This is a genomic window from Azospirillum endophyticum, from assembly GCF_016595245.1.
Taxonomy (GTDB): domain Bacteria; phylum Pseudomonadota; class Alphaproteobacteria; order Azospirillales; family Azospirillaceae; genus Azospirillum; species Azospirillum endophyticum.
Genome location: NZ_JAENHM010000018.1, coordinates 62,571 through 83,884, shown reverse-complemented (window position 1 = coordinate 83,884; position 21,314 = coordinate 62,571). Strand labels below are relative to the sequence as shown.

Here is a 21,314-nt window from a genome sequence, read left to right as displayed (position 1 = left end):
AAGGGCAGCGCCCCATCCCGCTTTTGCAAAAGCCCACCGATAAGAGAAATAATTCCTATATTCTCCGCAAGTTTCCCCTTCCCGCTTGCGGAGCCACGCCATGCCCGTCGACAGCCGTACCCTCCAGAACGACCATTTTCCCTGCTGGGCCGAAGAGCCGCCGGTTCCTTCCGAAGGCGCGCTGGTCCCCGGTTCGCAGTTCCACGAGGAGCAATGGATCATGGCCGCCGGCATGCTGTCCCGCGGCAGCTCCTTCCTTCATGTCTCCCGCGCCATGGGCTGCAGCCGCACCACGCTGTGGCGCGCCTATTACGGCTCCAAGGACTTCCGTCACAGGGTGTGGTGGGAGCGGCAGGCGCTGAACCGCGAGGCCGAACTGCGCCTCTCCTCGCTACGCATCCTGGTGGCCGAACAGATCGAGCGGCTGGTCGCTGCCGGCGATCCCTCCACCGTGCGCTGGCTGGCCGAACGCCTCGGCCTCTTCGCCGCCCTCGACATGCCCACCCCCACCCGGCAAGCCGCCCAACCGGACCATCCCCCCGCCCCGAAGCCGGCCCCCAAACCGGAAGACCCGCCCACCGTCACCGTCCCCGAACTCGACGACGACCTCCCCGGCGCTCTGCGCGAGCGCACCCCGCCCGATCCGCGCGCCGTCGCCGCCATCCTCGCCCGGCCGGAGGCCGAAGGCCCGAAGGGCGTCTATCCCTGGACCGTCAACCCCGACGATCCCTATCCCAGCCTCGCCGCCGGGCCGGCGAACGGCCGCGCCGCCGGCCCCTTCTCCCGGCGCCGGTAGGCCGGGGATGGAACATCAGCCGGAAAGCGTTCCACGCCGTTCCATCCCACCGCCGGATGCGAACCGGTGCCGGGGTGCGGAAAGGCCGGGGCAGTCGGGCTAGCCCGACCGAAGTCATGGAACCAGACCGCGAGTGGACCCTTGTAGCGTGGGGGTGGCATGCCCATGCCGGCCCTCGCCGATGCCCGCCGCGCCGGGCCAGGGAGACTGGAAGCCATGGATCGACGCCTGCTCCTCGAGCTGTCCGCAGCCCCGGCTGCGTGACGGGAGCCCCGAGCCGTGCCGGGTGTCTTCGGTCCCACCGCCAACATCCTGACCAAACTGGTGCTCTACACCCTGCTGGCGGGTCTGATCACGCTGGCCGGCGGTGCGTGGTTCTTCCCCAACACCAGTTACGCGACGCGGGTCGGCATCGCGCAGCCGCAGCCGGTCCCCTTCAGCCACGAGCATCATGTCGGCGGGCTGGGGCTGGACTGCCGCTATTGCCACACGTCGGTCGAGGTCTCCGCCACCGCCGGGCTGCCGCCGACCCACACCTGCATGACCTGCCATTCGCAGATCTGGACCAACGCGGAGTTGCTGGCCCCGGTGCGGCAGAGCCTCGCCACCGGGACGCCGATCCGCTGGAACCGGGTCAACGCGCTGCCCGACTACGTCTTCTTCAACCACGGCATCCATGTCGCCAAGGGCGTCGCCTGCACCACCTGCCACGGGCCGGTGGACGGCATGCCGCTGACCTGGAAGGGAGCGAGCCTGCGGATGAGCTGGTGCCTCGACTGCCATCGCGATCCGGCCCCCAACCTGCGCCCGAAGGAGGCGGTCTTCGACATGGACTGGAAACCGACCGCGGCGACGCCGTCGGGCGAACAGCTGATGGCCCGTTACCACATCCATCCCGAAACCCTGTCCGACTGCTCGGTGTGCCACCGATGACGGCGCGGAAGGAGTTGGCCGAGAGGATCGAAGGCAGGCTGGCCGGCCGGAGCGGCCGGTCGCTGTGGCGCAGCCTGGACGAGCTGGCGCGGGAACCGGCCGTGCTGGAGATGCTGCGCGCCGAGTTCCCCGGCCTGCCCGATCTCGCGGAGGCACGCGTCGGCCGCCGCCGGCTGCTGGAGCTGATGGGCGCCTCCTTTGCGCTGGCCGGCCTGACCGGCTGCGGCCCTGGGGAAGCGGCGGGGGAAGCGGCGGATCAGGCGATCCCCTATGTCACCACGCCGCCCGGCCTGGTTCCCGGCGTCGCCCGCCATGTCGCCACCGCGATCAGCCGCGGCGGCTATGCCGACGGCGTGCTGGTGGTCCAGCAGATGGGACGCCCGGTCCAGCTGGAGGGCAATCCGGACCATCCCGCCAGCCTGGGCGCGCTCGACCCGATCATCCAGGCCGGCATCCTCGACCTCTACGATCCAGACCGCTCGCGCAGCGTGCTGAAAGCCGGCCGGGCGGCGAGCACCAACGGGATGCTCAAGGCGCTGGTCGACCGCCTGCCCGCCCTGGCGGCGAACGGCGGCGGCGGGCTTCGGCTGCTGACCGGCACCGTCACCTCCCCCACGCTGGCCCGGCAGGTCGCCGCACTGAAGCGGCGCTTCCCGGCGATGCAGTGGCACCGCTGGGAAGCCGACGGGCGCGACACGCTGCGGGCCGGATCGGTTCTGGCCTTCGGCCGGCCGGTCGATACGCTGCTGCACCTGGACCGGGCGAAGACGATCCTGGCGATCGAGAGCGACTTTCTCGACGGCGCTCCCGGCCATCTGCGCTACGCCCGCGACTTCGCCCGCCGCCGCCGGGCCGCCGGGGAGGGCCGGCCGGAGGAGATGAGCCGCCTCTACGCGATCGAAAGCTCACCCACCCTGGCCGGCGCCCGTGCCGACCACCGCTTCGCCGTTCGCCCCAACGAGATCGAGGCGGCGGTGCGGGCGCTCGCCGCCGAACTCGGGGCCGGGCCGGCGGAGTGGCGGCGGAATGCGCCCGGCTGGCTGGCCGCTGTCGCCCGCGACCTGTCCGCCAGCCGCAGCACGGCGCTGGTCCATGCCGGGCCGGCACAGCCGCCCGCCGTCCACGCGCTGGTCCACGCCATCAACGACGCGCTGGGGGCACCCGGCCAAACGGTGACCTACATCGAGCCGGTGGAGGCCGATCCGGTCGACCACGGGGACTCGCTCAAGGGGCTGGTCGCCGACATGGCGGCCGGCCGGGTCGACACGCTGCTGACCCTCGGCGCCAACCCGGTCTTCACCGCGCCCGCCGACCTCGACTTCGCCGGCGCTTTGGCGAAGGTCCCGCTTTCGGTCCATCTCGGCACCGCGCCAGACGAGACCGCCATGCTCTGCACTTGGCATGTGCCGGAGGCGCATGAGCTGGAACGCTGGGGCGACCTGCGGGCCTTCGACGGCACCGTCACCATCCAGCAGCCGCAGACCCGGCCGCTGTGGGGCGGCTGGTCGCCGCAGGAACTGCTGGCCGTCCTCGACGGGGAGACCCGCCCCGACGGCCACGCCATCGTCCGCGCGACCTGGATGGAGCGCTTCCAGGGCAAGGGCGATGCCGACGGAATGTGGACCGACGCCCTGCGCCTCGGCATCGTCCCCGACAGCGCCGCCGCCCCGCTGTCCGTCTCCCTGCTGCCCGGCCTGGCGGACCGCCTGCCGCCTCCCCCGGCATCGATTCCGGCATCAACCGGCGGCGGCACACTGACCGCGCTGTTCCGGCCCGACCCGTGGCTGCGCGACGGGCGCTACGCCAATCTCGGCTGGCTGCAGGAGCTGCCGCGCCCCTTCACCACCCTGACCTGGGACAACGCCCTGCTGATCGCGCCGGCCACCGCGGAGCGGCTCGGCCTGAAGAACGAGGATGTGGTGGAGCTGCGCAGCGCCGCCGGCACGCTCCGCGCGCCGGTCTGGCGGCTGGCCGGCCATGCCCCCGACTGCGTCACCCTGCCCTTCGGTTTCGGCCGCAGGGTGGTGGGCCGGGTCGGGCGCGATGTCGGCTTCGACGCCTTCCCACTGCGCCGGCTGGACCAGCTCTGGCAGCTGCCCGGGGTGGAGCTGCGCAAGACCGGGGAGACCCACCGGCTGGCCGCCACCCAGCACCACCAGATGATCGACTCTCCCGACGCGGTCCGTCACGCCACGCTCGACGCGTTCCGCCGGGATCCCGGCTTCGCCCGGAGCGAGGAGCCGGAGCATTCGCTCTATCCGCCTTACGAGTATCCGCGCAACGCCTGGGGCATGGCGATCAGCCTCGACGCCTGTATCGGCTGCAACGCCTGCACCGCCGCCTGCCAGGGCGAGAACAACATCGCCGTCGTCGGCAAGGAGGAGGTGCTGCGGAACCGCCAGATGCACTGGATCCGCATCGACACCTGGTACGAGGGCGAAGCGGCGGCGCCGGAGCAGACCCTTTTCCAGCCGATGACCTGCATGCATTGCGAGAACGCGCCCTGCGAGGTGGTCTGTCCGGTCGCCGCCACCATGCACGACGCCGACGGGCTGAACGTGATGGTCTACAACCGCTGCGTCGGCACCCGCTTCTGCTCGAACAACTGTCCCTACAAGGTCCGCCGCTTCAACTACTTCAACTATGCGGCGGACGACAACCGGCTGCCGATGTCCTGGAACCCCGACGTGTCGGTCCGGGCGCGCGGCGTCATGGAGAAATGCACCTACTGCGTCCAGCGCATCCGCAACGCCCGCATCGCCGCCGACCGCGAGAACCGGCCGATCCGCGACGGCGAGGTGAAGACCGCCTGCCAGCAGGCCTGCCCGGCCGAGGCGATCGTCTTCGGCGACCTGAACGACCCCGACAGCGCGGTCAGCCGGCGCAAGGCGAGTCCGCTCGACTATGGCGTGCTGACCGACCTGAACACCAGGCCGCGCACCACTTATCAGGCGCGGCTGCGCAATCCCAACCCCGAGCTTGGGGAGGCGTGAGCCGGTGAACGCATCGACCGAGACCGGACAGGAGTTGGCGCGGGTGGTCGAACCGGGGGTGACGGCCCTGGCGGTGACCGCCCATGTCAGCGGCCTCGTGCTGGAACGCCGCACGCCCTTGTGGTGGTGGGTCGGCTTCGGGCTGTCCTTCGGGCTGTTCGTCCTATTCCTGGCGGCGGTCGGCTGGCTGTTCATCCGCGGCGTCGGCATCTGGGGCATCGACTGGCCGATCGCCTGGGGCTTCGCCATCGGCAACTATGTCTGGTGGGTCGGCATGGCCAGCGGCGGGACGCTGATCTCCGCCCTGTTCTTCCTGACCCGGTCGGACTGGCGCAGCGCCACCAGCCGCATCGCCGAAACCATGACGGTGTTCTGCGTCGCCTGCGCCGGGATCATGCCGGTCATCCATCTCGGGCGCTGGTGGTATTTCTACTGGCTGTTCCCCTATCCCAACACCATGGCGCTGTGGCCGCAGTTCCGCAGCCCGCTGCATTGGGACTTCGTCGCCATCCTGGTCTATGTCGCGGGGTCCCTGCTGTTCTGGTATGTCGGGCTGCTCCCCGATCTCGCCACCCTGCGCGACCGGGCGCGGCGGCGCTGGCAGCGGATATTCTACGGACTGCTAGCGCTGGGCTGGCAGGGATCGTCGCAGCACTGGCGCCAGTTCAGGATGCTCTACGGGCTGTTCGCCGCCTTGATGGCGCCGCTGGTCTGCTCCATCCACAGCATCGTCGGGCTGGATTTCGCCGGCGGCCTGACGCCGGGCTGGCACGAGACGCAGTTCCCGCCCTATTTCGTCTTCGGCGCCGCGCTGTCCGGCTTCGCCGTCGTGCTGATGCTGGTCATCCCGCTGCGCCGGGCGCTGGAACTGACCGGCGTCATCACGCTGCGCCACCTCGACGTGCTGGCCCGGCTGATGCTGACCGCCAGCCTGCTGCTGTCCTACTGCTACCTGATCGAAGCGTTCATGCCCTTCTACCGGGGGGAGGAGCGCGAGATCACCGTGATGACCTCGCTGCTCACCGGATATTACGCCCCCTGGTACTGGGCGAAGATCGTCCTGAACGGCCTCGTCCCGCAACTGCTGTGGGTCCGGCCGCTGCGGCTGAACCGGCCGCTGCTGTTCCTGGTGGCGCTCTGCGTGGTGATCGGCATGTGGATCGAACGCTACGTCATCGTCGTCGGCAGCCTGCACCGGAACCACTCGGAATCGAGCTGGTTCGTCTTCGTGCCGACCGTCTGGGACTGGGCGACTCTGGCCGGGTCGGTCGGGCTGTTCCTGACCGGATTCTTCCTGGCGCTGCGCTTCATCCCGATGGTGTCGATGTTCGAGCTGCGCGACCTCCTCCACAAGAAACAGGCGGGGGGCGGGTGATGAGCGTGCGGCGCGGCACCGGGCACAGCCTTCGGGGCAGGCTGGCCGCCTTCGATGACCCCGACGCGATGCTGGAGGCCCTGCGGCGCCTGCGGCAGGAAGGCTTCTCGCAACTGGAGGTCTACGGCCCCCATGCGGTGGAGGGGGTGGACGAACTGTTGGGACGCCAGGCACGGGCGCTGCCGCTGATCGTCGTGGCGGCGGGCGGGTTGGGTGCGGTCGGCGGCTTCTTCCTGCAATATTGGGGAATGGCACTGAGCTATCCGCTCAACATCGGCGGCCGGCCGCTGAACAGTTGGCCGGCCTTCGCCCCCAGCACCTTCGAGTTGGCGGCGCTGGCCATCCTGCTGGTCGGCTTTCTCGCCTTCTGCCGGTTCTGCCGGCTGCCGCGCCTCTACGACCCGATCTTCGATGCGCCGGGCTTCGAGCGTGCCTCGCAGGACCGCTTCCTGATCTGGATCGCGGAGCGGGAGGGGCGCGACGACCGCGAGTTGCTGCGCCAACTGCTGCCCGAGGGCGACGGCGTGCGGATCGACGAGGTGCCGGCATGACCCGGCTGTTCCCTGCTGTCCTTCTGCCGGCGCTTCTGCTGGGCACGGCGGCGCTGCTCGGCGCCTGCGACAACATGGCGAAGCAGCCGCGCGACAAGACCTGGACGCCTGCCAGTTCCACCTCCGACGGCCGAGCTTGGCCGCCGCAGCCGGCACCGAACACCGTCGCGCGCGAGGACCGGCCGCAGCCGCCTCCGGCACTGACCCCCGCCCTGCTGGCCCGCGGCAAGGAGCGTTACGAGATCCACTGCACGCCCTGCCATGGCTATCTCGGCGACGGCGACGGCATGATCGTCCAGCGCGGCTTCCCGCGGCCACCCTCCTTCCACAGCGATGCCCTGCGCAACGCCCCGACCCGCCATTTCTACGATGTCGCCACCAACGGCTGGGGGGCGATGTACGCCTATGCCGACCGCGTCGCCCCCGACGACCGCTGGGCCATCGCCGCCTACATCCGCGCCCTGCAGGCCAGCCAGCACGCCGCCGCGGCCGATCTGCCGGACGCCGTGCGGGGGACGCTGCGATGAGCCGCCGCCCGCTCCTCGCCGCCATCGCCGCAGCGCTGGCCGGCGGTGCGGTCTGCGCCGTCGGCGCGCTGGCCGATCCGCAGGCGGTGCTGCGCGGCTGGCTGGCGTCCTTCGCCTTCTGGATCGGGCTGCCGCTGGGCGCCATGATGCTGCTGTTCGCCCATGACCTGACCGGCGGGCGCTGGGGTGTCGCCGCGGTGCCCCCCCTGCGGGTGATGGTCGTGCTCCTGCCGCTGATGCTCCTGCTGCTGGTGCCGGTGCTGCTCCTGCTGCCGGAACTGTATCCCTGGGCACGCGCGGCCGAGGCGGCGCCTCTGAAGAACCGCTTCTACCTGAACGCCCCCTTCTTCTACGGCCGGGCGGCGCTCTATGCCGTGGTCTGGCTGGGGCTGGCCCTGGCGGCGCTGCGGGGATCGGGCCGGGGCCGCAACCCGCTGGCGGCGCCCGGGCTTATCCTGCTCGGGCTGACCGTCACCTTCGCCTCCTTCGACTGGTTCATGTCGATCGAGCCCGATTGGGGCTCCAGCATCTACGGGATGATGATCGTCGGCGGCCAGCTTCTCGGCGCCCTGGCCCTGGCGACGCTGGCGGCCATGCTGGTCGGACGGACGGACGCCGGGCAGCGACGCGACCTCGGCAGCCTGCTGACCGCCGCGGTCCTGCTGTGGTTCTACCTGTCCTTCATGCAGTTCCTGATCGTCTGGCAGGAGAACCTGCCGCACGAGATCACCTGGTACGTCGCCCGCCTGTCCGGCGGCTGGGGCTGGGTGGCGGCGCTCGGCGCGCTGGCGCAGGGGGCGCTGCCCTTCGCCGCGCTGATCTGGTGGCCGGTGAAGCGCAGCCGGGCCGGACTGGCCGCCGTCAGCCTGCTGCTGCTGGCGGCGCATCTGATGGAATGCTGGTGGCTGATCCTGCCGGGACTGGACGGCGGCTTCACCTGGTTCGCCCCCGCCGCCACGCTGGCGATGGGCGGGGCCTGCACGGCGGTGCTTCTGTGGCGCCTGGATGCCGGCCGGCTGCCCTCCGGCCGGAACGGGCACGCCCCCCGGACTGCCGGCCTTCCGGCATCGGGGGTCCGCCATGGATAAGGCCACCCGAATCGCCCGGTCAGGCATCGCCGCCGCGGCGGCGCTGCTGTTCGGCTGGCTGAGGCGGGGCCGCGGCCGGCCGACGCCGCATCCGGGGGGCCGCAATCCCGATACAGGCTTCGAGATGCGGGACACCCCGCCCTGGCTGTTCCCGCTGCTGGGCGGGCTGGCCGCCGGTCTGATCGGGACGGTCGTGGTCTCCCTGCTGCTGATCTTCCCCCAGGCGGCCAGGGACGAGAACCGCGCGCTGACGACGCCGATGCCGGAGCCGCGTCTTCAGACCGATCCCGCCGCCGACTGGCAGCGCTACAAGGCGGAGTCGATGAGCCGGCTGGCCGGCTACGGCTGGGCCGACCGTGAGCACGGCATCGCCCATATCCCCATCGACGAGGCGATGCGCCAAGTCGCCGGGGACGGTATTCCCGACTGGCCGGCGGATGCAAGGCAGGAGGGCCGGCGATGAGACGGCTCGCCATCGCCGCCCTGCTCGGCTGCCTGCTCGGTTCCTTGACCGCCCTGCCAGCCCCCGCCCAGGCGGCGCCGACCGCCCTGCTGCCCGGAAGCTTCAAGGACTTTGCCTTCGACCAGCATCCGGGCGCGCAATTGCCGCGCGATATCAGGCTGCGCGACGAGGCCAACCATGCCATCACCACCGCGTCGCTGTTCGACGCGGACAGGCCGCTGGTCCTGGTCTTCGACTATTTCCGCTGCACCACGCTGTGCGGCGTGGTGCTGGGCGATCTGGCGGCGGCCTTGGCCCAGGTGCCGCTGACGCCGGGCAAGGATTATGCGGTGATGGCGGTCAGCATCGATCCGGAAGACGGCCCGGCCGACGCCGCGGCGCTGAAGGCGAGGCATTTCGACCGGAACCCGGCCTTGGCCGGTGCCATTCACCCCCTGATCGGCGATCCGTCCGATCGGGGGCGAGAGGTTCGCCGCCTCGCCGGCGCAGCCGGTTTCCCCTACCGCCTCGACGAGGCGACGGGGCAATACGCCCATCCGGCGGGCGTGGTTCTGGTGTCTCCGGGCGGGACCGTCTCCCGCTACATCCTGGGGATCGGCTACGACCCCACCGACCTGCGGCTCGGGCTGGTCGACGCTTCCCGGGGGGCCGTCGGCTCGGTCGCCGACCATTTGCTGCTGCTCTGCTACGGCTACGACCCGGCGCAGGGCAGATACAACGCCGAGGTCGGCCGCCTGATGCAGGCGACCGGCGCCGCTTCGATCCTGGCGGTCGGGCTGGTGGTGTGGCGCGCCACCCGCCGGCCGGGAAAGGGGTGAGGCCATGGGAAGCCTGCAACTCCTCCCTCCCACCGCCTCCGCCCACGCCGCCGACATGGACTGGCTGTTCGCCGCCCTGCTCGGCACCAGCGCCTTCATCCTGCTGCTGGTCTTCGGCCTGATGATCCTGTTCTGCGTCCGCTACCGGAAGAACAGCAAGGTGGAGCGCGGCAACCGGCTGGGCCGCACCTGGAGGGTCGAGGTGGCCTGGACCACCGCGACCTTCATCGCCTTCCTCGGCCTCTATTTCTGGGGGGCCGAGCTCTATGTCGACATCCACAGCCCGCCCAAGGACGCCACCGACATCTATGTCGTCGGCAAGCAATGGATGTGGAAGATCGAACATCCCGGCGGCCAGCGCGAGATCGACACGCTGCATGTCCCGGTCGGCCGGCCGGTGCGGCTGGTGCTGACCTCCGAGGACGTGATCCATGATTTCGCCATCCCCGCCTTCCGCATCCGCCAGGACGCCCTCCCCGGCCGCTACGAGACGTTGTGGTTCACCCCGACGGAGGTCGGCGACTACCGCCTGTTCTGCGCCGAGTTCTGCGGCACCTGGCATGCCCGGATGGGCGGCAGCGTCGTGGTGATGCAGCCGTCCGACTTCCAGCGCTGGCTGGACAGCCAGGACCCCGGCCCCAGCCTTGCGCAGGAGGGGGAGGCGCTGTTCCGCAGCTACGGCTGCAGCGGCTGCCACGGCGGCGCCGGCACCGTCCGCGCCCCCCGGCTGGAGGGACTGTTCGGCCGCCCGGTGCCGCTGGAGGACGGCCGCACCGTCATCGCCGACGACCGCTACATCCGCGATTCGATCCTGATGCCGAAGGCGGAGATCGCCGCCGGCTACCCGCCGGTCATGCCGTCCTTCGCCGGGCAGATCGGCGAGGACGACCTGCTGAAGCTGGTCGCCTACATCAAGTCGCTGGCCGACGGGACGGCCGGCACCTCCCAAGCCGGCAGCGTGGAAAGGCCCGCCCAATGACCAGCGCGACCGTGACCGGCAAGCCGGACGAACCCGTCGTCGCCACCCGGAACTACCTGACCGAGGGAGGCGTCACGCTGCGCTCCTGGCTGCTGACCAGGGACCACAAGCGGATCGCCATCCTCTACACCCTGTCGATCACCGTCTTCTTCTTCGTCGGCGGGGCGGCGGCGACGCTGATCCGGCTCAACCTGGTGACGCCGTCCGGTATCTTCACGCCGGACATCTACAACCGCCTGTTCACGCTGCACGGCATCGTGATGGTCTGGTTCTTCCTGATCCCGTCGATCCCCAACACCATGGGCAATTTCCTGATCCCGCTGATGATCGGCGCCAAGGATCTGGCCTTCCCCCGCCTGAACCTGCTGAGCTGGTACCTGTATGTCGGCGCCGGGCTGCTGGCGCTGTTCGCCATCCTGATCGGCGGGGTCGACACCGGCTGGACCTTCTACACGCCTTTCTCCTCGCTCTATTCCAACGGCTATGTCGTGCTGGCGCTGGCCGCCGTGCTCGCCGTCGGCTTCTCCTCGATCCTCACCGGGCTGAACTTCATCGTCACCACCCACAGGATGCGGGCGCCGGGGATGACCTGGTACCGGCTTCCGGTGTTCGTCTGGTCGAACTACGCCACCTCCGTCATCATGGTGCTGGCGACGCCGGTGCTGGCGATCACGCTGATCCTGGTGGCGGCGGAGCGACTGCTGAAGGTGGGCATCTTCGACCCAGCGCTGGGCGGCGACCCGCTGCTGTTCCAGCACCTGTTCTGGTTCTACTCCCACCCGGCGGTCTACATCATGATCCTGCCGGGCTTCGGCGTGATCAGCGAGATCGTGCCCTGCTTCGCCCGCAAGCCGCTGTTCGGCTACAAGTTCGTGGTGTGGTCGAGCATCGCCATCTCGGTCATCGGCTTCTTCGTCTGGGCGCATCACATGTTCGTCGCCGGCATCTCGCTCTATGCCGGGCTGGTCTTCTCGCTGCTCAGCTACGTCATCGCGGTGCCGTCGGCGATCAAGGTGTTCAACTGGACCGCCACGCTGCACAAGGGCTGGATCAGCTTCGACGCGCCGATGCTCTACGCCTTGGGATTCATCGGGCTGTTCACCATCGGCGGGCTGACCGGGCTGTTCGTCGCCAACCTCGCCTTCGACGTCCATGTCACCGACACCTATTTCGTCGTGGCGCATTTCCACTACATCATGGTCGGCGGCATGGTCAGCGCCTATTTCGGCGGGCTGCATTACTGGTGGCCCAAGGTGACGGGACGGCTCTATCCCGAATGGTGGGCGCGCATCGCCGCGCTGCTGATCTTCTTCGGCTTCAACCTGACCTTCTTCCCGCAATTCATCCTGGGCTATCTCGGGATGGAGCGGCGCTACTATTCCTACCCGCCGGAATTCCAGGCCTGGAACATCCTCTCGTCGGCCGGCGCGTCGGTGCTGGCCGCCGGCTATGCCCTGCCCTTCTTCTATCTCGGCTGGTCGCTGTTCCGCGGCAAGCGGGCAGGATCCAACCCCTGGGCGGCGACCGGGCTGGAATGGCAGACCTCGTCCCCGCCGCCCACCCACAATTTCGACCGGATGCCCACCGTCACCCGGCCGCCCTACCAGTACCGGCCGGAACCGGAGCCGCAGGATGTCTGAGGCAGGCCCCCTCCCGCGGCCCGAGCCGCAATACGCCACGACGGACCAGCAGGCGGAGGCCGCCACCTTCGGCATGTGGGTATTCCTGGCGACGGAGATCCTGTTCTTCGGCGGGCTGCTGCTGGCCTACACTTGGCTGCGCGCCAGCCATCCCGCCGGCGTGGCCGAGGCCGGACGCCACACCAAGATCGTCATCGGCTCCGTCAACACGCTGGTGCTGCTGACCAGCAGCCTCACCATGGCCTTGGCCGTCCATGCGGCGGAGCAGGGCCGGCGAAAGGCGTTGACCCGGCTGCTGGCGGTCACGGCCTTGCTGGGGCTGCTGTTCCTCGGGCTGAAGGGCTATGAATATCATGGGGAATGGACCGAGCATCTGGTGCCGGGGCTGAATTTTCATGAAGACGGCCCGCATGCCCGGACGATCGAGCTGTTCTACTTCCTCTATTTCCTGCTGACCGGAATCCACGGCATCCATGTCACCATCGGCATCGGGCTGATCGTATGGCTGGCGCTGCGGGCGCGGCGCGGAAGCTTCTCGTCCGGCTATTACACACCGGTCGAGGTGACCGGGCTGTACTGGCACTTCGTCGACGTCGTCTGGATCTTCCTCTACCCGCTGATCTATCTGGTCGGACGGAGCGGACCATGACGGGAATTCCCCGCAGCTACCTGTTCACCTGGGCGGCTCTGGTGGCGCTGCTGGCGGCGACGCTGGGGCTGGCCTATGTGCCGATGCCTGGCCCGCTGAACATCGTGCTGGCGTTGGGCATCTCGGTGGCGAAGGCGCTTCTGGTGCTGGCGCTGTTCATGAAGCTGTTCCGCGCCCCGGCGCTGACCCGTGCCGCCGCAGCTGCCGGCCTGTTCTGGCTGGCGGTCCTGTTCGCCCTGTCGGCGACCGACTATCTGACCCGCAAGGTGGATCCCGTGGGCGACCTGTCGGCACCGACCGGCCGCGAACACCGGCAGGCCGACCGATGAGCAACCGAATTCCAGGAGGAGCCAGACGCGATGCATTCGGACGCCACCAGCCGGCTGGTCGATGCCGTGGTCCGCACCCGCCGGATGCTGGACGCGGCAAAGCGCGACACCACGGAGCATTTCGGCGAAGGCTCCCGCGACGGCCGCAAGGTGACTGTGCTGCAGGACATCCGCGATCTGCACGACCGCATCATCCGGCCCATCGTCGACTCCCGGCAAGCGATCGTCCGTGAGGTCGGCACCGTGTGGTTCCAGGAGGACATCGACCTCGTCCACGAAATGCCGCGTTCCATCGTCCACTTCACCTCCATCGACACCGCGGAGGATGCGCCGCGCGCCTATATGACCGTCCATGTCGGGGAAGACGGCACGACCTCGGTATCCGGGAATTTCCTGGCGCCGGTGAAGACCACCGACGTGCTGACCTGCCGATTGGACGAGCTCGACAGCGAGACGGTCGCCCGGCTGATCGACCGCTTTCTCGCGAAGGCTTTGCACGGATGAGGAAGGAACCATATCGAAACGATCGGCCGGCTCCTGGTGTTCACAGGGAATCGCTTTCCATAAACCATCCGCCTTGACTCCGGCGCGTGATTTGTGTGCACTGCAACATAACCCCGCCCATGAACCTGGACGGCCGCCGCCGATCAAAGGCGCCGAACCGAGGTCGCCCGCAACATCCATGACGGCTGGAGATGTCATGATCGAGTTGCTCTTCGTGGTCTGCCTCGTTTCCAACCCCGACCGCTGCAGCGTCGAACGCCCGCAGTTCCAGGAACCGTTCGTCAACGTGATGGCGTGCTCGCGCACCGGCCTGTTCCGGGCCGCCGAATGGGCGGAACAGCACCCGAAATACACCGTCCGCCGCTGGAGGTGCGAGCCGCGCCAGGTCTGACGGGACGGCCGGGGAAGCCTCAGCGCAGCCGCAGGGCTTCCCAGACGTCGCGTGCCTGCGCGGTCTCACGCACGTCGTGAACGCGCAGGATCTGGACGCCCTGTTCGAAGGCGATGATCGCTGCGGCGAGCGAGCCCGGCAGCCGGTCGCGCGGCGCCGTGGAATCCGCCCAGCCCCGCACCAGCCCCTTGCGTGAGAAGCCGGCCAGCACCCCGCAACCCAGCCCGTGCAACAGGGATAGGGAGCGGGCGACGGCTGCCCCCTGCTCCATCCGCTTGGCGAAGCCGATCCCCGGATCGACCAGGATCCGGGCACGGTCGAGCCCGCCCTCCTCGCACCACCGCAGGCGTTCGGCCAACTCGTCGTACACGTCGAGCGCCGGATCCTCGTAAACAGGCGCCTGGTTCATGGTGGCGGGCTCGCCGCGCATGTGCATGACGACGACCGCGACATCGGGATCACGGGCCGTGGCGTCGCCCACCACCGCCAATGCCCGGCGATCATGACGGAGCCCGGAAACGTCGTTCACCAGCCGGGCGCCGGCGGCAAGCGCGGCGGTCATCACGGCGGCGCTGCGGGTATCGACCGAGACTCGGATCCCCCGCTCCGCCAGCCGGGCGATCACCGGGACGGCTCGGGCGATCTGATCCTCCGCCGGGACGGCAGCCGCACCGGGGCGGGTCGATTCCGCCCCCACATCGACGATGTCGGCTCCCGCCTCGGCAAGCCCGATCCCATGGGCGACCGCCCGATCCGCGTCGGCATGGCATCCGCCGTCGGAAAAACTGTCCGGGGTGACGTTGACGATGCCCATCAGGCGCGGCCGGTCCAGGGAAAGCCCGGCGACCGGCGGCCGTTCCGCCGTCAGCCGCTCCAGCCACAGGCGGCAGGATCGCCGCAGCGGATCCGGCAGCCCGCCGGCCCAGCTATCGAGATCCGCGAGCGGCAGGATCCTGCGGTCCGCCGCACCGCCTGTTGCCTTGCCCGCAGGTGTGCGCAGCACCGCCTCGCAGCGATCGAAGCACAGCCAGCCTCCGGCCAGCCGGCGGGCTCCGGGCAGGGCCTGTTCCGGTGCGGTCAGACCCAGCGGGCGCAGGGTAAGCCGGGTCTCGTCATCCTCCATCATGCCCCCCTCGGAAGGATGCCCACCCCTTTGGAGTGGACCAAATCAATCAGCATCCGTGATTGTAATGCATGCAATCATCGCTGACCCTCGGCGCAGCCATCCCGGCAAGCGTCCGCGGAACAAGACTGGAGACTTCCGGCCATGCCAGTTCGCATCGCCTTTGTCCTCGCGGCCACCCTGCTGTCGACCGTTCCCGCCGCCGCGGGTCCGGCGAACGATTACCCCACCGCGGCGCGGGCCGATTACGTGATCGCCTGCATGGCATCCAACGGCCAGTCGCACATCGTCATGGAAAAATGCGCCTGCAGCATCGACGCCATCGCCGACCGCATCACCTATGACGACTACACGGCCATCGAGACGGTCAAGGTGATGTCCGACCTGCCCGGCGAGCGCGCCGGGATATTCCGCAGCTCCGGCTGGGCCAAGGACCTGATGGACCGCTTCCGTCAGGCCCAGGTCGCCGCCGACCGCCAGTGCTTCTGAGAAGGCGGCGGCTACAGCGCCGGTCCGTCCGCCCCAGCTCCCGCTGTCAACGGAACGGTCCGGGCGAAGCTGGCGCCCTTGGTGTCATGGGCGACCACCTCCAGGCTGCCGCCCTCGATCGGGACGACGCTGAAGCGGAGGTTCGGATCCTCGCTGATCGAGATGTCGGTCTCCGCCTCCAGCACCAGTTGGCCGCCGGAACGGATGGTGATGGACTGGATGTAATGGGCGGGGATGTAGGTGCGGCTGACCTGATCGAACTGCAGCCCGCTGCTGTTGGGATGGCTGATCATGACTTGGACGGTGGCGGGGCTGCCGGGGGCCAGCGTGTCCGGCAGTTTCACCTTGATGCGGCCGAGGCGCGCCAGCGCCTCCTGCGGATCCTTGACGGCGGGGGCGGAACAGCCGCCGGCCGCCTTGACATAGGCCTCCGCCATCAGCAGCCGGCCGTCCTGGGTCTCCCCCAAGGCGCGGACGTTGGTGTATTCATTGACGCGCAGGCGTGTCTCGATACCGCTGCCGGCACTGGCCGGACCGAAACGGACGGTGGCGGCCAGCGGCACCGGGTTCTTGTCGACCAGCAGCGACAGCGTCTTCAGGCGCAGCGACGGCTCGACTTCCACCCGAACCGGCACCAGGGCGGCGTCATAGGCGCGGGCCGGCGCCTCGATCCGGATGCGGCCGCCGGCCTCCTCGACCGGGCGGTCCTTGAAATACATGTCGTGCAGAAGGTCCCAGCGCGCCACGTCGTCCGCCCGGTCTGCGGCGGCGACAGGCACCGGCGTGGACAGGACAAGCAGAAGCCCTGCCAGAAGCCCCGATAGCGGATATTGCGTCATCGCTCCCTCCTTGGCTTTTCCGTAGTCGTCCCGCTGTCCGCTCCTATTCCCATTCCAGCGCCGCGAAGGTTGCCGTGACGTTGCGCGGATTATACGCATCGAACAACAGCCAACGGTCCTGCTCGCCCTCCGCCACCCGCGCGACCGCATCCTGGATGCCGCCGCCCGCCTTTAGCACCCGCCGCACCCCGTCCACCAGGACCGTCAGGTAACGCCGTTCGGCGTCGAGCGCGCTCGGCCAGTCGACAACGGCGGGACCATGGCCGGGAACGGCACGCATTGCCGGCATCCGCTCCAGCCCGTCGATCACCCGCAGCCAGCCCAGGGCGTTGCCATCCACCACCGGAAGATGGTCGATGAACAGCAGGTCACCGGCGAACAGCGTCCCCGTCTTGCGGTCGAAAACGGTAAGGTCGTTGTTGGTATGCGCCGTCGGATGGGCGGTCAGCACGATGATGCGGTTGCCGAGATCGATCCGCACCTCCTCGGCCACCGGCCTGTCGACCCGGACCGGAGCGATTCCGCCCGCCGCCTCCGCGCCCAGTTCCTCGGTCAGGCGCTGCCGGTAGACGTCCTGGCGGGCGGCCAGCGCATCCCGGAGAGTTGCGTGGCCGGCGATGGGCACATCGGCGAAGGCGGCATTGCCGAAGACATGGTCGGGATGCATGTGGGTGTTGATGACGATGACCGGCCTTTTGCCGGTGCGGGCGGCGATGGCCTCGCGCAGGCGCCGCCCCAACTCCGGCGTGCCGCCGCTGTCGACGACCGCCACGCCGTCGTCGCCGACGATGAAGCCCATGTTGGCGGTGTCGCCGCGGTTGTCCGCCGCCGGTTCGGCGATGGTACCCTGATGGACGAAGATGCCGGGCGCGATCTCCGTGACGGCGAGCGGCTCCGCCGATGCCGGTACCGCCACCGCGAGGAGGCACAGCGCCGCGGTGGCGGCCGCTCGGCTCAGCCGGATGCCCATGCCACCCTCCCCCGCCGCGCGCCATCCGGCGACCGGCCCAGGGCGCACAGCAGCGCCACCGCGACCGCCGGTGCACAATCCGCGGCGATCGACCGCCAGCAGTCCGGCAGCGTCGCCGCCTCCATCAGGAAGCGGTAGGGGCGGCCGGTGCGGGCGGCCACCCGCTCCACCAGGAAGCGGCCGACGCCCGCCCCGACCACGGGGGCTTCGTCCGGCACCACCCCGCGCGAGACGACCTGGGCCAGCCCATCCTCGACCTTGCGGATCTGCCGGTCGATGAAATGGTCGGCGAGCCGCCGCCAGACGGCACCGCCGGCCGCATGATCCCCCTCCCCCAGATCGGCCCCCACCATGCGGGCGAGGCGGCGCGCGCTGGCCTCCGGCCCCTTGTCGCGGCCATCGGCCGTCGGATGCAGGTCGGCACCCTCCGGCAACGTGCCGGCAAGCCGGTGGGCATCGGCCATGGTCGCGAAATACTCCGCCATCACGCCGCGCCAGACGCCGTCGACGGGAGCCTGGGAGGCGACCGCCATGACCGGCGTGCGGACGACGCCGGTGTAGAGCAGCTCCCCCGTCTCCATCCGCGTCGCATCGGTATAGCCGGCGTGCAGCACCCGTCCGTTGGCGAAAGGAACGATGTCGGTCGTGGTGCTGCCGATGTCGACGAGGATCCCCTCCGGCAGGGCCAGGGCCGCCAGCGCCGCCGTGGCATGCCAGTTGGCCGAAGCGACCTCCGCCACCCGGCGACGCGCCTCCCCCGGCGGCAGGAAGCCGGTGGGGCCAGCGAATATCTCAAGCCTTACCCCCGGCAGCGCCGACGCCAATGCATCCAGGATTTGTCCGACGCCGTCGGCGCGGTCGGCGAAGAGATCGACCAGTTCCCCGGTCATGGTGACCGCTGCGACGGCGACCGGACGATGACGGCCGGCGACGGTCGCCAGCGCCGCCTCCAGCCGGTCGAGGCCCTGCCAAAGCGGGCACGGCTCCTGTGCCACGTCGATCAACTCGCCGCCGGAGAGCCAAGCCGCCTTCAGATGCGCGCCGCCGACATCGAGGCCGAGCGTGGTCGTCATGCTTGTCATCCTCTTTCCTCGGCTTCCCGGTCCTCCGTCCCTCGCCCTTCAAGCCAATAGGCAAGGAGGCTGGCGACGGTCAGGTCGGCGGAGGTGCCCGGGTTGATGCCCTGCCATTTCAAACGCGCGTCGAAGACGAACAGATGCTCGCGCCGTTCGGCGGCCGACGAGGACTCCGCCACCCGCCGACGCACCTCGCGGGCTTCGGCCAGTACGACCGCCGCGACATTCTCTCCATGCTTGCGCAGGACATGGCTGTCGGGGAAGGCGGTCAGGAACTCAAGATACACCGTTTCGGCCAACGAGACGGCATCGCAATCCGCCATCGACCGCGCGCAGACGACGCCGATGTCGAAGACATCGCGATAGCCGTCGGCATATTGGGCTGCGATGCGGTCGCGCGACCGGGCCGCCGCCATCGCCTTGCGCAAATCCACCGTCGCCGGTTCCGCGACATCGTGTTCGGCAGCGTGGCCAAGTCCGCCCGGTGCGGCGAGGCGGATCGCCTCGAAGGCGGCATCGGCATCGCCCACCGTCAGCGCCGCCAGCACGGCGGACACCCTGTCCCGAAACGGCCGAACCGCCGGCATTTCGGCCGCGCGGGCAAGCGGGGCACACAGCAGCAGGATGCCCAGATTGGTGTTGCAATTCACCGCCCTCCGGGTCGCCCGCACCGCCCGCAGGATCCGCTCGCCGACCGCGGCATCCGCCCGCGCGATCTCCGGCGCCGCAGCCTCAGCCGACAGCAAGAAGTCCTCCACCGTCATGCCATGGCCGGCGGCGTGCACATGGACGTTGCCGGGCTTCAGCGCCATCACCTCCGCCCGGCAGGCTGCCAGGAACAGCTCCGCCACCGCAGCTTTCATTTTCCAGGCCCTGCGCGCCCCGTCCCTCCGAAAGAACGATCGAGCATATCGGGCGCAAGTCGCCCACCATGAAAACTGCGGCCGCTGTCGAGCGCCGTCACCACCACGCGGGCGGGGGCGAACAACAGCGGGTCGATGGCGTAGAAATCCTTGTTCACCGCCGCGAACACCTCGGCGAAGGGGCGTCCGTAATCGCGGGACTCCGTGCTCGGCAGACGTTGTGCCAGATCGGCGGCCGCATCCTCCGGTCCGGTGACGAAAAGCTGGACGGTGCCGCCGAACAGGATGGCGTCGTTGGTCCGGCCCATCGCCTCGACGAAGCCCTTGCCGGGCGGCGGCAGGGGGGCGGCCCCGATGCCGTCGACGACATGGTCCAGCGGGAAACCCAGCGCATGCACCTTGTGCATCGCCACCTCCAGCACGCGGGCGACGATCTGCACCGTGCCGGCGAGGCTTGCCGTCGGCGTCAGCACGAGCGTCAGCCGATCCGTCCCCACCCCGCAATCGGCAGCGATCCGTTCGACCAGTGGTGCCGGCGGGACGGCATCGCTTTCCAGGACGAGCACGGCATGGCCGCCGCTGTCGGCATAGCCCAACTCGTCGAACAGCGTTTCCTTGCCGGCCATGGCACGTCCGGGACCGGAGCCGAGGGCGAAGAAGGATCCGCCCTCTTCCTTGTGCGACAGGCTCCACCCTGCATATTGGCTGCCCAGGCAGGCAAGCACCGGATCGGTGCTGTGCACCACCACCTGGAAGGGCCAGAGATCCGGCTGGATGCCGGCCTGGAGGGTCACCCGGCCGAGGCCGCCCATGCACAGCTCGGCGATGCGGCATCCGGCCTCCAGCCCGCCGGGACGGGCGATCCCGCCATCCACGATCGTCGCACCGGCCAGGACGTCGATACCAAGCCGCAGCGGCACCGCATCGGCGACCAGGGCGGCGGCGAGCGGGCCGGCGAGAGCCGACAGGCTGGGACGCTGCCGCATCATGAGGCCTTTCCCGCGATGGCCCGCGCCGCGTCCATCGCGTTCTGGAAATCGAAGGCGACGGCACTGCCGCCGGTCTGCATTTGCTCCAGCAGCCGATGCTGGACCTTGAACTTGACGTTGCCGATGGCGAGTGCGCCGATGCCGACGGCGACCGGTTGGGCCGGCAACGGCGCCCCGTCGTCCTGCACGCCGACGCCTTCCACGCCGGCCGGCGGCACTGCATTGATGTCGGCAGCGACGCGCAGGCGCTTGGCCGCCCGCAGATCGTCGGCAGTCAGCACCGTGACCCCCGCCTTGCCGCAGGCCAGCACGACCTCCGCCCGCTCCATCAGCTCCGCCTTGCCTGCGGCGGAGGTGTCGGCACAGGACAGCGCCACGCCATAGCGCCGGCCGAACTCCTCCGCCTTGCCCTGGACCGCCGGCACGCCGCGGTGGCTGACCAGCGTGACGTTGCCGCCGGCCTGTGCCGCGATCAGGCCGGCGATGCCGCCGACGACGCCGGTCGCCCCATAGATTTGGACGGCGAGCCCGGTGAGCCCATCCAGCCCCGACCGCCGCAAGGCGCGCTCGACCACGGCGACCATGGCGGCGGCGGTGGTGAAGGCGCCCGAGGGGTCGGCGAAGACCGAGATCCGGAAGGGCGGAAACATCGCCTTGCGCGCCGCCTCCAGCATGTCGAGCGCCATCGCCGCGTCGCGTCCGCCGATGAACAGGCCGGTGCGCACCGCGTTCCTCGGATCGCGGGAAAACATGGCGTCCTGGGTCAGGGCCTCGACCTGCGCGGTCTCGATGCCCGTATAGGGAATTACCGTGTCGATGCCGGCGTCCACCGCCATGTTGACGTCGAACGGGCTGACATTCGCCAGCGGCGTGATCATGTGCAGCACGTATGGGGCGCTCATGCCTGCCTCCTTCCAGTCGTTCAACGA

At 69.6% G+C, this 21,314-nt stretch carries 23 protein-coding genes; 16 read left to right on the top strand and 7 right to left on the bottom strand.

Annotation, left to right across the window (positions count from 1 at the left end):
* Positions 1–100 precede the first annotated feature (100 nt).
* The 15 genes from JHL17_RS05325 to JHL17_RS05255 all read left to right on the top strand — a co-directional run bounded on the left by JHL17_RS05325 (position 101) and on the right by JHL17_RS05255 (position 14,036).
* Complete coding sequence (locus JHL17_RS05325; protein ID WP_200191010.1) at positions 101–796, top strand: hypothetical protein; 696 nt, start codon at positions 101–103, stop codon at positions 794–796.
* A 279-nt stretch (positions 797–1,075) separates the two neighbouring features.
* The gene (locus JHL17_RS05320) at positions 1,076–1,729 is read left to right on the top strand and encodes a cytochrome c3 family protein (RefSeq protein ID WP_200191009.1); all 654 of its coding nucleotides are present in this window, start codon (positions 1,076–1,078) and stop codon (positions 1,727–1,729) included.
* Positions 1,726–4,722: a TAT-variant-translocated molybdopterin oxidoreductase gene (locus tag JHL17_RS05315; protein ID WP_200191008.1), complete on the top strand. Its 2,997-nt coding sequence runs from the start codon at positions 1,726–1,728 to the stop codon at positions 4,720–4,722. Before JHL17_RS05320 ends, JHL17_RS05315 begins: the two co-directional genes overlap by 4 nt.
* Positions 4,723–4,726: 4 nt before the next feature.
* Positions 4,727–6,097 (top strand): NrfD/PsrC family molybdoenzyme membrane anchor subunit, encoded by a 1,371-nt coding sequence (nrfD, locus tag JHL17_RS05310; protein WP_345773755.1) that lies wholly within the window; start codon positions 4,727–4,729, stop codon positions 6,095–6,097.
* Positions 6,097–6,648 carry a DUF3341 domain-containing protein gene (locus JHL17_RS05305; RefSeq protein ID WP_200191007.1) on the top strand — a complete coding sequence of 184 codons (552 nt, stop codon included), beginning with the start codon at positions 6,097–6,099 and terminating at the stop codon, positions 6,646–6,648. The genes nrfD and JHL17_RS05305 overlap by 1 nt, the downstream gene beginning before the upstream one ends.
* On the top strand, positions 6,645–7,175 hold the full coding sequence (locus JHL17_RS05300; protein ID WP_200191006.1) for a c-type cytochrome: 531 nt from the start codon (positions 6,645–6,647) through the stop codon (positions 7,173–7,175). The genes JHL17_RS05305 and JHL17_RS05300 overlap by 4 nt, the downstream gene beginning before the upstream one ends.
* Entirely contained in the window at positions 7,172–8,263 is a 1,092-nt protein-coding gene (locus JHL17_RS05295) for a hypothetical protein (RefSeq protein WP_200191005.1), read from the top strand. The genes JHL17_RS05300 and JHL17_RS05295 overlap by 4 nt, the downstream gene beginning before the upstream one ends.
* Positions 8,256–8,726: a hypothetical protein gene (locus JHL17_RS05290; RefSeq protein WP_247893327.1), complete on the top strand. Its 471-nt coding sequence runs from the start codon at positions 8,256–8,258 to the stop codon at positions 8,724–8,726. The genes JHL17_RS05295 and JHL17_RS05290 overlap by 8 nt, the downstream gene beginning before the upstream one ends.
* Complete coding sequence (locus JHL17_RS05285; protein WP_200191004.1) at positions 8,723–9,544, top strand: SCO family protein; 822 nt, start codon at positions 8,723–8,725, stop codon at positions 9,542–9,544. Before JHL17_RS05290 ends, JHL17_RS05285 begins: the two co-directional genes overlap by 4 nt.
* Before the next feature lie 4 nt (positions 9,545–9,548).
* Complete coding sequence (coxB, locus tag JHL17_RS05280; RefSeq protein WP_200191003.1) at positions 9,549–10,523, top strand: cytochrome c oxidase subunit II; 975 nt, start codon at positions 9,549–9,551, stop codon at positions 10,521–10,523.
* The gene (gene ctaD, locus JHL17_RS05275) at positions 10,520–12,163 is read left to right on the top strand and encodes a cytochrome c oxidase subunit I (RefSeq protein WP_200191002.1); all 1,644 of its coding nucleotides are present in this window, start codon (positions 10,520–10,522) and stop codon (positions 12,161–12,163) included. Before coxB ends, ctaD begins: the two co-directional genes overlap by 4 nt.
* Positions 12,156–12,812, top strand: coding sequence for a cytochrome c oxidase subunit 3 family protein (locus JHL17_RS05270; protein ID WP_200191001.1), 657 nt, complete (start codon positions 12,156–12,158; stop codon positions 12,810–12,812). Before ctaD ends, JHL17_RS05270 begins: the two co-directional genes overlap by 8 nt.
* Positions 12,809–13,141 (top strand): cytochrome C oxidase subunit IV family protein, encoded by a 333-nt coding sequence (locus JHL17_RS05265; protein WP_200191000.1) that lies wholly within the window; start codon positions 12,809–12,811, stop codon positions 13,139–13,141. The genes JHL17_RS05270 and JHL17_RS05265 overlap by 4 nt, the downstream gene beginning before the upstream one ends.
* A 30-nt stretch (positions 13,142–13,171) precedes the next feature.
* The gene (locus tag JHL17_RS05260; RefSeq protein WP_200190999.1) at positions 13,172–13,645 is read left to right on the top strand and encodes a hypothetical protein; all 474 of its coding nucleotides are present in this window, start codon (positions 13,172–13,174) and stop codon (positions 13,643–13,645) included.
* Positions 13,646–13,841: 196 nt separating this feature from the next.
* The gene (locus JHL17_RS05255) at positions 13,842–14,036 is read left to right on the top strand and encodes a hypothetical protein (RefSeq protein WP_200190998.1); all 195 of its coding nucleotides are present in this window, start codon (positions 13,842–13,844) and stop codon (positions 14,034–14,036) included.
* 19 nt (positions 14,037–14,055) lie between these two features.
* Here JHL17_RS05255 and folP read toward each other — a convergent pair whose 3' ends face one another.
* Positions 14,056–15,162 carry a dihydropteroate synthase gene (folP, locus tag JHL17_RS05250; RefSeq protein ID WP_200190997.1) on the bottom strand — a complete coding sequence of 369 codons (1,107 nt, stop codon included), beginning with the start codon at positions 15,160–15,162 and terminating at the stop codon, positions 14,056–14,058.
* Between the two features lie 141 nt (positions 15,163–15,303).
* Here folP and JHL17_RS05245 point away from each other — a divergent pair, with 141 nt between their 5' ends.
* Positions 15,304–15,648: a hypothetical protein gene (locus tag JHL17_RS05245; protein ID WP_200190996.1), complete on the top strand. Its 345-nt coding sequence runs from the start codon at positions 15,304–15,306 to the stop codon at positions 15,646–15,648.
* Between the two features lie 11 nt (positions 15,649–15,659).
* Here the strand turns inward: JHL17_RS05245 and JHL17_RS05240 are convergent, their stop codons facing one another.
* The 6 genes from JHL17_RS05240 to JHL17_RS05215 are packed head-to-tail and all read right to left on the bottom strand — an operon-like array spanning position 15,660 to position 21,287.
* Positions 15,660–16,487 carry a quinoprotein dehydrogenase-associated SoxYZ-like carrier gene (locus JHL17_RS05240; RefSeq protein WP_200190995.1) on the bottom strand — a complete coding sequence of 276 codons (828 nt, stop codon included), beginning with the start codon at positions 16,485–16,487 and terminating at the stop codon, positions 15,660–15,662.
* Positions 16,488–16,530: 43 nt separating this feature from the next.
* Complete coding sequence (locus JHL17_RS05235) at positions 16,531–17,457, bottom strand: quinoprotein relay system zinc metallohydrolase 2 (RefSeq protein ID WP_200190994.1); 927 nt, start codon at positions 17,455–17,457, stop codon at positions 16,531–16,533.
* Positions 17,442–18,530, bottom strand: coding sequence for a hydantoinase/oxoprolinase family protein (locus JHL17_RS05230; protein WP_200190993.1), 1,089 nt, complete (start codon positions 18,528–18,530; stop codon positions 17,442–17,444). The genes JHL17_RS05235 and JHL17_RS05230 overlap by 16 nt, the downstream gene beginning before the upstream one ends.
* A 5-nt stretch (positions 18,531–18,535) precedes the next feature.
* A complete protein-coding gene (locus JHL17_RS05225; protein ID WP_200190992.1) occupies positions 18,536–19,396 on the bottom strand; it encodes a triphosphoribosyl-dephospho-CoA synthase in 861 nt (286 codons plus the stop codon).
* Complete coding sequence (gene mch / locus JHL17_RS05220) at positions 19,393–20,385, bottom strand: methenyltetrahydromethanopterin cyclohydrolase (RefSeq protein WP_247893326.1); 993 nt, start codon at positions 20,383–20,385, stop codon at positions 19,393–19,395. The genes JHL17_RS05225 and mch overlap by 4 nt, the downstream gene beginning before the upstream one ends.
* The gene (locus JHL17_RS05215; protein WP_200190991.1) at positions 20,382–21,287 is read right to left on the bottom strand and encodes an NAD(P)-dependent methylenetetrahydromethanopterin dehydrogenase; all 906 of its coding nucleotides are present in this window, start codon (positions 21,285–21,287) and stop codon (positions 20,382–20,384) included. The genes mch and JHL17_RS05215 overlap by 4 nt, the downstream gene beginning before the upstream one ends.
* Positions 21,288–21,314: the final 27 nt, after the last annotated feature.